The following is a 13,556-nucleotide window of genomic DNA, read 5'->3' on the forward strand; positions in this document are numbered from 1 at the left end:
GCGGCCGGCGCGATGCCGGCGCAGGCGACCGCGACACGCAGCGGCGCCAGCGCGGCCGCGTCCTCCACCGCGCGCGCCACGGGCGCTTCCTCCGCCACATCGCCGGCCACTGCCGTGCCGCCTATGCGCTGCGCCACCGCCTGCGCATTCGCTGCGTTGATGTCCAGCACGACGACCTTCGCGCCGGCCTTCGCCAGAGCCTCCGCGGTGGCGGCGCCGAGGCCGGAGCCGCCGCCGGTGACGACGGCCGAGGCGCCCTTCAGGTCCCGCTCGAGGTCCATGGTCAGCCTCCTCCCGCCTTGGGGGCGCGCTTCTCGAGGAAGGCGGCGAGCCGCGCCTGCGCCTCCGGCCCGGTCTGCGCCAGGGCGGCGACGAGGCTTTCCACGAACAGCCCGTCCTCCTCCGCCATGTCCTGGATGCGCGGCAGCGCCTGCAGCACGCCGAGCACGGTCAGCGGCGCCGCTTCCGCCACCTTGGCGGCCAGCGCCAGCGCCTTGGGAAGCGCGGCGCCGGCCGGTTCGACATAGGTGACGAGGCCCGCGCGCTCCGCCGCCGCGGCGTCCAGGGCGCGGCCGGTCAGCATCATGTCGGCCATCCGCGCCGCGCCGAGCAGGCGCGCGACATGCACGCTGGCGCCGCCGCCGACGAAGATGCCGCGCGTGCCCTCCGGCAGGGCGAAGAACGCCGTCTCGTCGGCCACGCGGATGTGGCAGGCGGCCGCGAGTTCCAGGCCGCCGCCGACGCAGGCGCCGTGGATGGCCGCGATTGCGGGCACCCGGCCCGTGCGCAGGCTGCGGAAGACGCGGTGCCAGCCGCGCGAATGGTGGAACACCTCCTCCGCCGTGCGCGCCTTGTGCTCGGCCAGGTCGAGGCCGGCGGAGAAGCAGGGGCCGTGGCCATGGACGACGATGGCGCGCGCGCTGCGCTGCGCCTGCGCGATGGCGTCCTCCAGCGCGGCGAGCAGCGCGTCGCTGATGGCGTTCCGCTTCGTCGGGCGGTTCAGGGCGACCAGGGCGACAGGTCCCTGCATCTCCAGCGTGACCGTGTCCTCGGCCATTCCGTATCCTTCCGGGTCAGGCGCCGGCGATCCGGCGCAGCGCGGCGACCAGGGCGCTGCGCTGCGCCGGATCCAGCCCGGCGCCGAGTTCCGCCTCCACCAGCGCTTCCTGCGCCTTCGCCCGCTTCAGCAGGGTGCGACCCGCCGGCGTCAGGCGGAGCAGGTTCGCGCGGCGGTTGCGCGCATCCTCGATGCGCTGCACCAGGCCTTCCGCCTGCAGCGCCGCCAGCAGCACGGCCAGGTTCGGCGGCTTGACGCGCAATGCCTCCGCCAGCGCCGCCTGGCGCATGCGCGGATGCGCCTCCAGCAGCAGCAGCACGGCCAGTCGGCCGGGCGTGAGGCCAAGGGGCGACATGGCACGGTGGAAGGCCTCGAAGGCCGCCTGCTGTGCCAGGCGCAGCCAGAAGCCCAGCCGGTCCTCGAGCGGCGTCAGATCCGCCTCCGGCGGTGGCTCGTCGGGCGGCGGCACCTCCGTGCGATGGCGCGGCATGGGCATGGCAGGCCAGTATGCGAAGCGCCGGGCGCCCTTGGAAGGGGGGCGCGGCTGGATTATTATGCAACATAACAATCGCGCCGGCCCGCCGGCACCGGAGGGATGGATGTCCGTGCTGACCAGGCCGGCCGCGCGCCGGAAGCTCGGGCCGGGCCCGGTCCGCTTCGCGCGGCGGGCCGATGGCTGCCTGATGGTCACGCCCGAAGGCACGCTCGGCGCCTATCCCCGCCGCCTGACGGAGCGGCTGGAGCATTGGGCCGCCGTGGCGCCGGACCGCACGCTGATCGCCCGGCGCGACCCGGCGCTGGGCGGCGACTGGCGGCGGATCACCTATGCGGAAATGCTGTCGCAGGTGCGGGCGGTGGGCCAGGCGCTGCTGGACCGTGGCCTCTCGGCGGACCGGCCGCTGGCAATCCTCTCCGGCAACTGCCTGGACCAGGCGGTGCTGACGCTGGCCGCGCTGCACGTCGGCGTGCCGCTGGCGCCGGTCTCGCCCTCGTATTCGCTGCTGGCCAGGGACTTCGCCAAGCTGCGCCACTGCCTCGGCCTGCTGACGCCGGGGCTGGTCTTCGCCAATGACGGCACGCGCTTCGCCGAGGCGATCGCGGCCGTGGTGCCGGCCGGGACGGAACTGGTGGTCTGCGGCGGCGATCCCGGCCGCGCCGCGACGCCCTTCGCCGCGCTGCTGGCCGCCGCCCCGACGCCGGCGGTGGAGGCCGCCGCCGCCGCGGTGGACCCGGATGCACCGGCGAAGATCCTGTTCACCTCCGGCTCCACCGGGCAGCCCAAGGGCGTGGTCAACACGCAGCGGATGCTCTGCTCCAACCAGCAGATGCTGCTCGAGGCCTTCCCCTTCATGGGCGAGGAACCGCCTGTGCTGCTGGACTGGCTGCCCTGGCACCACACCTTCGGCGGCAACCACAACACGGGGATCGTGCTCTACAACGGCGGCACGCTCTACATGGACGACGGCCGGCCGGTGCCCGGCGGCTTCGCCGAGAGCCTGCGCAACCTGCGCGAGATCGCGACCAGCATCTACTTCAACGTGCCGCGCGGCTTCGAGGAGGTGGCGCACCACCTGCGCACCGATGCCGCGCTGCGTCGCACCTTCTTCTCCAAGGTGCGGATGATGTTCTACTCCGCCGCCGGCCTGCCGCAGCACATCTGGGACGAGCTGGACGCGATGGCGCTGGCCGAACGCGGCGAGCGCATCCCGATGATCACCGGGCTCGGCGCGACGGAGACTGCGCCCTTCGCGATCTGCGTCCGGGAGGATCACTCGGCCTCCGGCGTCGTCGGCCTGCCGGTGCCGGGGGTGGAGCTGAAGCTCGCCCCGGTGGGGGACAAGATGGAGGCGCGCGTGCGCGGCCCCTCCATCACGCCGGGCTACTGGCGCAACCCTGCGGCCACCGCCAAGGCTTTCGATGAGGAGGGGTGGTATTGCTTCGGCGACGCGCTGGTGCCGCTGGACCCCGACGACCTGCACAAGGGCTTCCGCTTCGACGGCCGCATCACCGAGGACTTCAAGCTCTCGACCGGCACCTGGGTCAGCGTCGGGCCGCTGCGGGCGAAGCTGATCGCGGCGCTCGCGCCCTATGTGAAGGACGTGGTGCTGGCCGCGCCTGACCGCGACGAGCTGGCCGCCATCCTGCTGCCGGAGCCGGAGGCCGTCGCCCGCATCGTGCCGCAGGGCGAGGATGCGGCGATGCATCCGGGGCTGCGTGCCGAACTGGCCGCCAAGCTCGCCGCGCTGGCGAAGACCGCGACCGGCAGCAGCCAGCATGTCGCGCGCGCCGCGCTGCTGACCGCGCCGCTGTCGCTCGACGCCGGCGAGATCACCGACAAGGGGTCCATCAACCAGCGTGCGGTGCTGGAACGCCGCGCCGCACTGGTGGAGGATCTCTACGCCGACCCGCCGCCGCCGCATGTCATCATCATCGGAGGCGCCGCATGACCGCGCTGCACACCGCCTGGAACGATGCCTGGCTGCTGGCCGGCGCGCGGACGCCCTTCGCCGACCTGGGCGGCCCGCTCTCGCTCGTCTCGCCCATCGACCTCGGCATCAAGGCGGCCCGCGCGGCGCTGGCGAAGGCAGGCATCGCGGGGGAGGAGCTGGGCTACGTCGTCGCGGGCTCCGTGGCCCAGGCCAGCTTCGACGCCTACATGCTGCCGCGCCACATCGGGCTCTACGCGGGTGCTCCGGTGGAGGTGCCGGCGCTGCTGGTACAGCGCGTCTGCGGCACGGGCATCGAGGCGATCGTGCAGGGTGCCACGGCGGTGGACCGCCAGGGCGCCGGCTTCGCGCTGTGCGCCGGTGCGGAGAGCATGAGCCGCAACCCCATCGCCGCCTACACGCACCGCAACGGCTTCGGGCTCGGCGCGCCGGTGGAGTTCAAGGACTTCCTGTGGGAGGCGCTGCTCGACCCCGGTTGCGGCCTCACCATGGGCGGCACGGCGGAGGAACTGGCGAAGCGCCACGGCCTCTCCCGCGCCGAGGTGGACGCTTTCGCCGCGCGCAGCTTCGACCGCGCTCTGGCCGCGCGGGCCGCCGGCTTCTTCGACGACGAGGTCGTCCCGGTCATCAGCGAGACCTTCGCGCGCGCCGGCCTGCAGGACCGCGGCATCGTGCTGCCGCGCAAGGTGGAGAGCGTGGCCACCGACACCCATCCGCGCCCGTCGCCGGTGGAGGCGCTGGCGAGGATCCGCCCGGCCTTCGGCGGCGTGCAGACCGGCGGCAATTCCTCGGCCGTGGTGGACGGCGCGGCTTCGGTGGTGCTGGCGTCCGGTGCGCAGGCGAAGGGCCGCCGGCCACTCGCGCGGCTGGTTGCGGCCTGCGCCGTGGGCTGCCCGCCCGAGATCATGGGCATCGGCCCGGTTCCCGCCATCCGCGCGCTGCTGGAGCGCACTGGGTTGGCGCTGCAGGACATCGCGCTGGTCGAGATCAACGAGGCCTTCGGTGCGCAGGTGATGGCCTGCGCGCGGGAGCTCGACCTGGACGAGGCGCGGCTGAACGTGAATGGCGGCGCCATCGCCATCGGGCATCCGCTGGCCGCGACAGGGCTGCGCCTGTCCGTGACCGTCGCGCGCGAGCTGGCGCGCCGTGGCGCGCGCTACGGCATCGCCTCGGCCTGCATCGGCGGCGGGCAGGGGATCGCGCTGCTGCTGGAGAACCCCGATGCCTGACATGCCCGCGCCCGTTTTCGTCCATCGCCGGCCCGTTACCATCGAATGGGGCGATTGCGACCCCGCGGGCATCGTCTTCTATCCCCGCTACTTCGCCATGTTCGATGCCTCCACGGCCGCGCTGTTCGATGCGGCGCTGGGCATGCCGAAGATCCGCTGGACGAAGCACTTCGGCATCCTCGGCATCCCGATGGTGGACACGCGGGCGAAGTTCCACGTGCCCTCCGCCTATGGCGACCAGGTGGCGATCGAGAGCCGCGTCACGGCCTTCCGGCGCTCCTCCTTCGACGTCGAGCACCGGCTGCTGAAGGCGGACGGCACGCTGGGCGTCGAGGGCTACGAGACGCGGGTCTGGACGGCGCGGGATGGGGAGACCGGGCGGATCCGGTCGGCGCCAATCCCGCCGGAGGTGACGAAGGCCTTCGCGCAGGAATAGTGACAGGACGGAACGGTCCGGGGTAGCACACCGGGCGGTGGCCGGGTCGCCTCGGCCGTTGTGCGGAGCCATGCATGCCGAACGTCATCTCGTTCAACAGCATCACCCTGACGACCCGCGAGCGCCTGTTTCTCGGACCTCCAGCCTTCAAGAAGCTTCAGGTGATCCGGATCGGGGAACTCAGGGCCTACTGGCCCGACGACGTCCCGAAGGACGCTTCCGGCGACATGCCGCGCCTGCGCGCGATGAGCGCCGATGTGGAGGAACTCCACATCGGTGTCCTGACCATCCTGCGCGGCGGGCTGAACATCGTGGAGATCAAGCAGATCCAGGTGCACAACGCCAGCAGCGACGGGCTCGGGATGCGGATCAAGCATATCGATCAGTTGCACATCGAACGTTACTTCAACGACGATGACGACGACGGCGCGGTCACCGTCGATGCCAAGGGCGATATCCGCGTGAAGTACGTGGATCAGATGGACGTCACCAACTTCTACAACAGCGCGGTGACCGCGACGGACCTGGTGCTGGTCCTGCCGCGCCACGTCGAGCCCACACGGAAATGGGCGCCTGTCCAGGTCACCAAGCGGCCGAAGCTGACCGCCGGGTGACGTGGCGCCGCCGCGCCGCTTCTAGGTTTCCGGCTGGAAGCCGCTGGCCCGCACCACCGGGCCCCAGTTGTCGCGGTCGGTACGGACGCGCCGCGCGAAGCTCTCGGGGTCCAGCACGGTCGGCAGGAACTCGAAGCGATCCAGCGCCTGGCGGACCTCCACCGTGCGGGACGCGGCCAGCACGGTCTGGTAGAGGGATGCGACGACCGGCGCGGGGGTGCGCGCCGGGGCGAACAGGCCGAACCATTCGGTGATCGTCAGGTTGGGGAAGCCGCTCTCGGCCAGGGTCGGCACATCGGGCAGGCGGACCAGGCGTTCCGGCATCGAGACGGCGAGGATGCGCAGGCCCTGGCCGTTGTGCGGCACCAGGTCCGACAGGACGGCGATGACCAGCGGGATGCGGGCGCCCAGCGCGTCCTGCACGGCCGGCGCGGCACCGCGATAGGGCACGTGGTTGAGCCGGGCGCCGACCGCGCGGCCGATCATGTCGCCGACGAAATGCGGGCCGGAGCCGGCGCCAGGCGAGCCGTAGGGCACCTCCGCCGGCTGGGCGCGCAGCCAGGCGACGAACTCGGCGAAGCTGCGCGCGGGGTGGCTGGCCGGGACGGCGACGCCGAAGCCGAAGTCGCAGAGCGTGCAGACCGGCACGAAATCGGTCAGCGCGTCGAAGCGCACCTCTCGCGGGAAGATGTGCGGCTGCAGCGTCATGACGCTGGCCGGCGTCATCAGCAGCGTCGCGCCGTCCGGGTCCGCCGCCTTCACGGCGTCCACCGCAAGGCGGCCGGAGGCGCCGGCGCGGTTCTCCACGATGGCGCCGGTGGTGTAGGCAGGGCGCAGCCGGTCGGCGTAGAGCCGCGCCACCAGGTCCGTGGGGCCGCCGGCGGCGAAGCCGACGAACATGCGCACGCTGCGCGGCACGGTCTGCGCCCCCGCCCCGGAGGCCGCGACAAGCGCCGCCCCGCATGCCAGCGCCGTCCGCCTGCCGATCATGGCCATCGCACGCGTCCTCCCGTTTGCCGTCGCGCGGCGTCGATTGTTATGGTGGATAACGGAGGGCTTCAAGCCGCGCGTTTCCGCTGGACGGGGCCCCGCCGGGAAGGCACATGTTGCCCGCAACGAGGCAGGGAGGATCGCCCGACATGCACCCCATCATCGGCCGCCGTGCGGTGCTGGCCCTGGCAGGCGCCTCGCTGGCCCTTCCGGCGCTGCGGGCGCAGGCCCAGACGCTGTCGCGCAACGCGCGGATCGTCATCGGCTTCCCGGCCGGCGGCTCCTCCGACGTCGTGGCCCGGCTCTACGCCGACCGGCTGCGCGGACTCTACGCGCCGAACGTCATCGTGGAGGGCCGCGTCGGCGCGGCCGGGCGCATCGCGGTGGAGTTCGTGCGCGACGCGGAGAAGGATGGCAGCACCTACCTGCAGACCCCGGCCTCCATGCTGACGCTGCAGCCGCACGTCTTCCCGCGGGAGGTGCGCTACGACGCGCTGACCGACCTGATCCCGGTCTCCACCGTCTGCACCTTCCCCTTCGCGCTGGCGGTCCCGGCCAGCCACCCGGCGCGCGACTTCGCGCAGTTCGTCGCCTGGCTGAAGGCGCAGCCTGGCGAGATCCCCTTCGCCTCGCCGGCGGCCGGATCGGCGCCGCACTTCCTCGGCGTGATGCTGGCCAAGGCGGTCGGCGTCCGCATGACCCATGTGCCCTATCGCGGCGCGGTGCCGGCGGTGCAGGACCTGATCGGCGGGCGGCTGCCCTGCTTCGTCGGCGTGCTGGGCGACATCTCGCCACAGCATGGCCAGGGCGCGCGCATGCTGGCCGTCAGCTCCGACGCGCGGAACCCGCGCTACCCGGATGTGCCGACCTTCCGGGAGGTCGGCCATCCCGAACTGTCGAAGGACGAGTGGTTCGGCGCATTGCTGCCGGCCGGCACGCCCGCGCCGGTGGTGCAGGCGCTGCACACCGCGATCGTGCGGATCGCCGCGACTCCCGACATGATCGCCGCGCTGGACCGGATGGAATACCTGCCAACCACCTCGCCCAGCCCGCAGGCCTTCGCCGACCGCATCCGGCAGGAGCGGGCGGAGTGGGGCCCGGTGGTGCGCGAGAGCGGCTTCCAGCCGGAAAACTAGGCCCGCCCAGGGTTGCGCGGCTGCGGCGCCCCGGGCCAGGGTAGCCCGTGGGCCGTCGCCGCGCCCGCGCCCGGACCGATGCCCGAAGCCCCGATCGCCCCAGCCCCCGCCCGCAGCGCCGCGCCCGTCCTGCGGGATGTCATGGCGCTGCTCGTGCTCGTGGCGGCGGCGGCGGTGTTCCGCAGCACCTCCTTCATCCCCGCCGTCGTCGACACCGACGAAGGGCTCTACATGGTGCAGGCACGGGAATGGCTTTCGGGCGGCTGGCCGTTGGTCGCGGCCTGGGACATGCATCCCGTCGGCGCGCCGGCGATGTTCGCGTTGGCCTTCCTCGCCTTCGGCGTCTCGGTGGAGGCGGCCCGGCTGCTCGGGCTGATCTGCGTGGCCGCCACCGCGTGTGCTCTGTTCGGCGCGGTGCGGGTGGTCGGCGGTCCGCGAGCGGTCGGGATCGCGGCGGGCGTGCTCTATGCCGCGCAATCCGTGCTGCTCGGCGGGCTTTGCACCAATACGGAGATCCTGATCGCGCCTTTCGTCGCGGGTGCCATGGCCATCGGCATGCGCGGCGCGGCGCGCGCCATGCGGCCGGACCCCGTCGCGCCCGGCTTCGGTGCGGTGGCCGTCGCAGGCCTGCTGATCGGCTGCGGGTTGCTGGTGAAGCAGGTGGTCGTGCCGGAAGGCTGCCTCGCCTTCGCGCTGCTGGTGGGCCCCGCGCTGCTGCGCGGCCTGCTGCCCTGGCGGCGGCTGGTCGCGATGGCGACGCTCTATGCGCTGCTCTGCGCGGGGCCTTTCCTGGCGATGGGGCTGGCCTATTGGAGCCACGGCTGGCTGGACCACTACCTCGACGGCTCGCTGATGGCGCCGTTCCGCTACGCGCTGGAACGCATCCCGGCGCCGGAGGCGGCGCGACGGACGCTGGCGGCGGCGCTGCTGCTGGGTTTCGGCTTCGCCTTCGGGCTGGTCGCGCTGCTGGCCTGGCGCCCGCGGGAGGCGGCGCGACCTCTGGGGCTGCTGACGGGATTCGCTGCGCTGTGGCTGGCCGTCGCCTCGGCGGCCATCGCGGCGCCCGGCTTCTATTTCGCGCACTACTTCCTGCTCTGGCTGCCGCCGCTCTCGATCCTGTCCGCGATCGGCATCTGGCGCATCGCGCTGGCCGTGGGGCGGCCCGGCGTGACCCGGGTGGCCTTCGTGGGGCTGGTGGGGCTGGCCGCCGCGCAGGCCTGGCTGGTGGAGCTGGAGAGCCGGGTGGAGCGCGGGCCGGGGCTGTTCCTGCCCGATCCCGTGCGCGAGGTCTCGGCGAAGGTCGCCGCCGCAGCCGGTCCGGGCGGCGATGCCTTCGTCGCCAACTACCATCCGAGCGTCTACGTCATCTCCCGCGCGCGCCTGTCCACGCGCTTCCCCTTTCCGGCACACCTCACCGGCGTGTTCGAGGATCTTTCGGACACCAACACCCTGGCGGAGCTGGACCGCGTTCTGGCCGCGCGGCCGCGCGCCATCGTCGTCGACCGCGGCTGGATGCACACGATGCGGCCCGAGGCCGCCGCGCGCGTGCTGGCGGCGCTGGAGGCGGGGTACGATCTGTTCGCGACGGTCGAGGAGTATCGCGGCCCGGTGGAGATCTGGCGCGCCAGGTGACGGTGCGCGCTCAGGGGGCCGGGAACAGCGCGTCGGTCCGGCCGAGCAGGCGATAGGCGACAAGGCCCACCCATTCGCGCAGCGCGGCCTCCGCCTGGTTCAGCCGCGTGGGGAACGGCCAGTTCCACCATAGCGACGGGTCGCGGCCGGTGGTGTAGTTCACCGGCCAGGGCACGACCTGCCACCCTGCCGCGCGGAAGCTGCCCATCGAACGCGGCATGTGGCTGGCTGAGGTCACCAGCAGCCAGGTCTCGCCCGGGCGCGGCCGCAGCAGGCGGTGGGTGAAGACGGCATTCTCGTGCGTGTTGCGGCTCTCCGCCTCGAAAACCAGGCGCTCGGGCGGCAGGCCGAGATCGGCGAAGAGGCGGCGCGCGGTGTCGGCCTCGGTCGGCCCGCCCGGTACGACGGCGGCCGAGCCGCCGGTGAAGACGAGCTTCGCCTGCGGATGGCGCAGCGCCAGCGCCACGGCTTCCGTCATGCGCTCTGCGGCACCGTTCAGCGCGGGAATGCCGTGCGCCTGCGTCAGGTCCTGCTCCACCGCGCCGCCCAGCACGACGATACCGGTGACCTGCGCCGGCGGCGTGGCTGGCCGCGCGAAGCGCTCCTCGAGCGGCAGCGTGAGCAGCGCGGCGACCGGCAGCACGAAGACAGCGACGTACCATCCCAGGCCGAGTGCGAGGGGCCAGCGACCTATCCGGTGCCGGCGCCAGAGCAGCACCAGCCCCAGAACGGACAGCACGAGGGCCAGCGTGTTGGGGCGCATCAGCGCCCAGAAGACCTTCGAGGCGACGAAGAGGACGTCGTCCATGGGCCTAGAGATCCATCACCCGCATCGGGTGCATCCGGCCGCGCAGCAGGTCGGCCAGCGCGATCAGGTTGCCGCGCAGCCTTCCGCGTCGGTCCACCCAGGGTTCCGGCGCCACGCTGCGGGCCGCGTTCATCGCCATGTTCCGTGCCGCGGAGCGCAGCGCGCGGTTCCAGGGATAGCTGCCCTTGCGCGCGAGGTAGATGGTGTTGGCCACCTGGCTGTAGCCCAGCCGCGTGCCCGCCACGCGGCCGGACTTGCTGCCGAGATGCACGCCCCGCGCGCCCGCCAGCCGCAGGATCGTACCATGCGCGCCGAGCCGGCGCGTGAGGTCCAGATCCTCGTACCAGCCATAGAGCGGCAGCTGCTCGTCGAAGCGCAGGCCGTGCGCGCGCATCGGCGCGAGACGCAGCGCCATGTTGCAGCCATAGCCGTTGAAGTGCGGCGCGACCGCCAGGGGATCGGCCGGCGCGCGGTCCGCGGCGAGCAGCGCGCGGCCCTCCGGCACCGCGATGCCAGGGCCCTTCGCGCCATCGGCGATCACCGTGCCGGTGGTCACGACGCAGGCGGGATGCGCCGACAGCACGCGTTCGGTCACGGCCAGGTAGTCCGGCGCGGCGAGGAAGTCGTCGTCCAGGAACAGCACCGCGTCGCAATCGGCCACGGCGTCCAGGATGGCGTTGCGTTGGCGCGGCAGGCCTGCGGGCGCGGTCAGGAACTCCACCGCCGGGAAGCGGTCGGGCAGGCCGGCGATGTCGGCGGCATCCACATGGCAGACGAGGATGCGGTCCGGGGCGCGCGCCTGGCGGCCCAGCTCGGCCAGCACCTCGGCCAGGATCGGCGCGCGGCCGCGCGTGGCGATGCCGATGGCGATGCGCATCACGGCTCCCCGGCGATGGCCGGCTGCACGCGGCCCGCCGTGGCGTCGCGCCGCAGGAAGCCTTCGGCACGGCCGAGCAGCGTCATCGCGTAATAGGCGGCGTCGCGCGGCCGCCCTTTGGCCAGGCTGAGCAGCGCGCCACCCAGCGGCCGCACCGCGAAGGGCAGCCACACTGCGGGCGGGACGCCATGCCGGCGCAGCGCGAAGCCGAGGCCGCGCCCGTAGAGCCGCGCCCGCGCCGTGGCGACGTCCGTCAGCCGCTTGTCCGGGTGGATGACCCGCAGCGTCGGCTCGTAGCGCGCGGCATGGCCGGCCGAGACCGCGCGCAGCACCAGGTCGTTGCCCTCGGCCGAGCCGATCGGCGTGCCGGGCCCCATGCCCTCGTCGAAGCCGCCGAGCGCCAGCGCCAGCGGCCGTCGGAGCCAGAGGTTGAACTCGATCACGCTGGTCCAGGCGTTGGTCGCGTCGATCGGTCCCGCCGCGTCGCGCCACCGGCCGGAGCCCAGGCCGCCCGCGGGGCTCTCCGCCGGGCCGGTCAGCACCATCAGGGCAGGGTCCGCCTCGAAGGCCGCGGCGACTCGGTCCAGCACGCCGGGCGGATACAGGCAGTCGTCGTCCGGGAAGCCGACGATCGCGCCGCGCGCCGCGCGCAGGCCGAGGTTGCGGGCGTGGTTGGCGTTCGCGACCTCGGAGCGGAGATGCGTCAGCGCGATGCGTCCCGCGAAGGGCGCGAGCACCGCATCCAGGCGGCCGTCGCCATTCTGGTCCACCACGATAACCTCGGCCTCCGCCGCCGGCTGCTGGGCCAGCACGCTGTCGAGGAATTCCGCGACCTCCGCGGTGCGCCCCCGGGTCGCCATGACCAGGCTGAAGCGCGTCACGGCTGAGGCATCCCGCGTGCCGCGCAGGCGGCACGGATCTCGCGCAGCAGGTTGGCGCGGAAGGCGGCGTGCGAGAAGCGCTCCGCATTGGCACGGCACGCAGCGGGCGAGATGGACAGCGCCTCGAAGCAGCGCACGGCGTCGGCGATGCTCTCCGCGGTCTGCTCGGGGAACAGCACGCCGGTCTCGCCCTCCCGCACGATGTCGGCGGCGCCGCCGCGGCGATAGGCGATCAGCGGCGCGCCGCAGGCCTGCGCCTCCACCATGCCGATGCCGAAATCCTCCTCCGCCGCGAAGACGAAGGCGCGGGCGGATTGCAGCAGCGCCACCAGCTCGGCCTGCTTCACGCGGCCGCGGATGGAGATGTTGCGCGCATCGCCCGCGGCGGCGCGCAGCTTCGGCATCTCCGGCCCGTCGCCCACCACGACCAGCTCGCGGTCGGGCATGGCGCGGAACGCCTCGGCCACCAGCTCCACGCGCTTGTAGGGCACCAGCCGCGACGCGATGACATAGGGTCCGGTATGGTCCGCGCTGAAGGCGAAGCGGTCGATGTCCACGGGCGGATGGACGACCGTGCTCTCGCGCCGCCAGGCCTTGCGGATGCGCTCCGCGATCCAGGCGCTGTTGGCCAGGATCACGTCGGGCCGCGCGGCGGAGGCATGGTCCCAGGCGCGCAGCCGCCCGAGCAGCCAGCGCGTCAGCGCGCCCTTGAGGCCGCGATCCAGGCCGGACTGGCGCAGATACTGGTGCTGCAGGTCCCAGGCATAGCGCATGGGGCTGTGCACGTAGCTGACATGCAGCGTGGCGGGGCCGGTCAGCGCGCCCTTTGCCACGGCATGGTTCGAGGAGATGACGAGGTCATAGGCCGAGAGGTCGAACTGCTCCACCGCCAGCGGCATCAGGCCGAGATAGTAGCGGAACCAGCGCTGCGCCCGCGGCAGGCGCTGGATGAAGGAAGTGGTCGGCACCTTGCCGCGCAGGAAGCCGCGCTCCTCCAGCGGCAGGAAGTCGCAGGTGACGAACAGGTCGGCCTGCGGGAACAGCTCCAGGATCTGCTCCACGACCCGCTCGGACCCGGCATAGGTGTCCATCCATTCGTGGACGATGGCGATCTTCATCTCTGGTCCAGCAGTTCGAGGAGGCGGCACGCCGCCGCGTCCCAGGAATAGAGCCGCGCGCGGGCCTGTCCCGCCGCCCGCAGACGGTCGGCGAGGGCCGGCTCGTCCAGCAGGCGGGACAGCGCCGCGGCGGGCGTGGCGGGGCCCTCCGCGTCGAACCACAGCGCGGCCTCGCCGCAGACCTCCGGCACGGCGCCGGCGCGGGCGGCCAGCACGGGGCAGCCGCACCACATGGCTTCGAGCGGCGGGATGCCGAAGCCCTCGTAGCGCGAGGGGAAGACCAGGCACAGCGCGTTCTCGTAGAGCGCGCGCAGCTCGCCATCCGTCACCC

15 protein-coding genes are annotated in these 13,556 nt (G+C 73.1%); 6 read left to right on the top strand and 9 right to left on the bottom strand.

Features of this window, described 5'->3' with window-relative positions; translation table 11 throughout:
* The 3 genes from OZN99_RS13420 to OZN99_RS13430 form a co-directional block, all read right to left on the bottom strand.
* Positions 1-281 (bottom strand): SDR family NAD(P)-dependent oxidoreductase (locus OZN99_RS13420; protein WP_270935749.1); only part of this gene is annotated, 281 nt, incomplete at its 3' end.
* A 2-nt stretch (positions 282-283) separates the two neighbouring features.
* Positions 284-1,057: a crotonase/enoyl-CoA hydratase family protein gene (locus tag OZN99_RS13425; protein ID WP_270935750.1), complete on the bottom strand. Its 774-nt coding sequence runs from the start codon at positions 1,055-1,057 to the stop codon at positions 284-286.
* A gap of 16 nt (positions 1,058-1,073) precedes the next feature.
* Positions 1,074-1,553 carry a MarR family winged helix-turn-helix transcriptional regulator gene (locus OZN99_RS13430; protein WP_270935751.1) on the bottom strand — a complete coding sequence of 160 codons (480 nt, stop codon included), beginning with the start codon at positions 1,551-1,553 and terminating at the stop codon, positions 1,074-1,076.
* Positions 1,554-1,656: 103 nt separating this feature from the next.
* Between OZN99_RS13430 and OZN99_RS13435 the strand changes: the two genes are divergently transcribed.
* The 4 genes from OZN99_RS13435 (at position 1,657) to OZN99_RS13450 (ending at position 5,783) form a co-directional block, all read left to right on the top strand.
* A complete protein-coding gene (locus tag OZN99_RS13435; protein ID WP_270935752.1) occupies positions 1,657-3,504 on the top strand; it encodes a feruloyl-CoA synthase in 1,848 nt (615 codons plus the stop codon).
* Positions 3,501-4,733 carry a thiolase family protein gene (locus tag OZN99_RS13440; protein WP_270935753.1) on the top strand — a complete coding sequence of 411 codons (1,233 nt, stop codon included), beginning with the start codon at positions 3,501-3,503 and terminating at the stop codon, positions 4,731-4,733. The genes OZN99_RS13435 and OZN99_RS13440 overlap by 4 nt, the downstream gene beginning before the upstream one ends.
* Positions 4,726-5,169: an acyl-CoA thioesterase gene (locus OZN99_RS13445; protein WP_270935754.1), complete on the top strand. Its 444-nt coding sequence runs from the start codon at positions 4,726-4,728 to the stop codon at positions 5,167-5,169. Before OZN99_RS13440 ends, OZN99_RS13445 begins: the two co-directional genes overlap by 8 nt.
* A gap of 74 nt (positions 5,170-5,243) precedes the next feature.
* Positions 5,244-5,783, top strand: coding sequence for a hypothetical protein (locus tag OZN99_RS13450; protein WP_270935755.1), 540 nt, complete (start codon positions 5,244-5,246; stop codon positions 5,781-5,783).
* 21 nt (positions 5,784-5,804) lie between these two features.
* Here the strand turns inward: OZN99_RS13450 and OZN99_RS13455 are convergent, their stop codons facing one another.
* Positions 5,805-6,779, bottom strand: a complete 975-nt coding sequence (locus tag OZN99_RS13455) for a Bug family tripartite tricarboxylate transporter substrate binding protein (RefSeq protein WP_270935756.1) — start codon at positions 6,777-6,779, stop codon at positions 5,805-5,807.
* Positions 6,780-6,922: 143 nt separating this feature from the next.
* Here OZN99_RS13455 and OZN99_RS13460 point away from each other — a divergent pair, with 143 nt between their 5' ends.
* Both OZN99_RS13460 and OZN99_RS13465 read left to right on the top strand, forming a co-directional pair.
* Entirely contained in the window at positions 6,923-7,909 is a 987-nt protein-coding gene (locus OZN99_RS13460) for a tripartite tricarboxylate transporter substrate-binding protein (protein WP_270935757.1), read from the top strand.
* Between the two features lie 141 nt (positions 7,910-8,050).
* A complete protein-coding gene (locus OZN99_RS13465) occupies positions 8,051-9,541 on the top strand; it encodes an ArnT family glycosyltransferase (protein ID WP_270935758.1) in 1,491 nt (496 codons plus the stop codon).
* A gap of 10 nt (positions 9,542-9,551) precedes the next feature.
* Here the strand turns inward: OZN99_RS13465 and OZN99_RS13470 are convergent, their stop codons facing one another.
* From OZN99_RS13470 to OZN99_RS13490, 5 genes are all read right to left on the bottom strand, one after another.
* Positions 9,552-10,349 (bottom strand): YdcF family protein, encoded by a 798-nt coding sequence (locus OZN99_RS13470; RefSeq protein ID WP_270935759.1) that lies wholly within the window; start codon positions 10,347-10,349, stop codon positions 9,552-9,554.
* Between the two features lie 4 nt (positions 10,350-10,353).
* On the bottom strand, positions 10,354-11,226 hold the full coding sequence (locus OZN99_RS13475; protein WP_270935760.1) for a glycosyltransferase family 2 protein: 873 nt from the start codon (positions 11,224-11,226) through the stop codon (positions 10,354-10,356).
* Entirely contained in the window at positions 11,226-12,107 is an 882-nt protein-coding gene (locus tag OZN99_RS13480; protein WP_270935761.1) for a glycosyltransferase family 2 protein, read from the bottom strand. The genes OZN99_RS13475 and OZN99_RS13480 overlap by 1 nt, the downstream gene beginning before the upstream one ends.
* Positions 12,104-13,225: a glycosyltransferase gene (locus OZN99_RS13485; protein ID WP_270935762.1), complete on the bottom strand. Its 1,122-nt coding sequence runs from the start codon at positions 13,223-13,225 to the stop codon at positions 12,104-12,106. Before OZN99_RS13485 ends, OZN99_RS13480 begins: the two co-directional genes overlap by 4 nt.
* A partial coding sequence (locus tag OZN99_RS13490; RefSeq protein ID WP_270935763.1) for a glycosyltransferase occupies positions 13,222-13,556 on the bottom strand: 335 nt, incomplete at its 5' end. The genes OZN99_RS13485 and OZN99_RS13490, both read right to left, overlap by 4 nt.

It is taken from the genome of Falsiroseomonas oryzae, from assembly GCF_027856955.1.
GTDB classification, from domain to species: domain Bacteria; phylum Pseudomonadota; class Alphaproteobacteria; order Acetobacterales; family Acetobacteraceae; genus Falsiroseomonas; species Falsiroseomonas oryzae.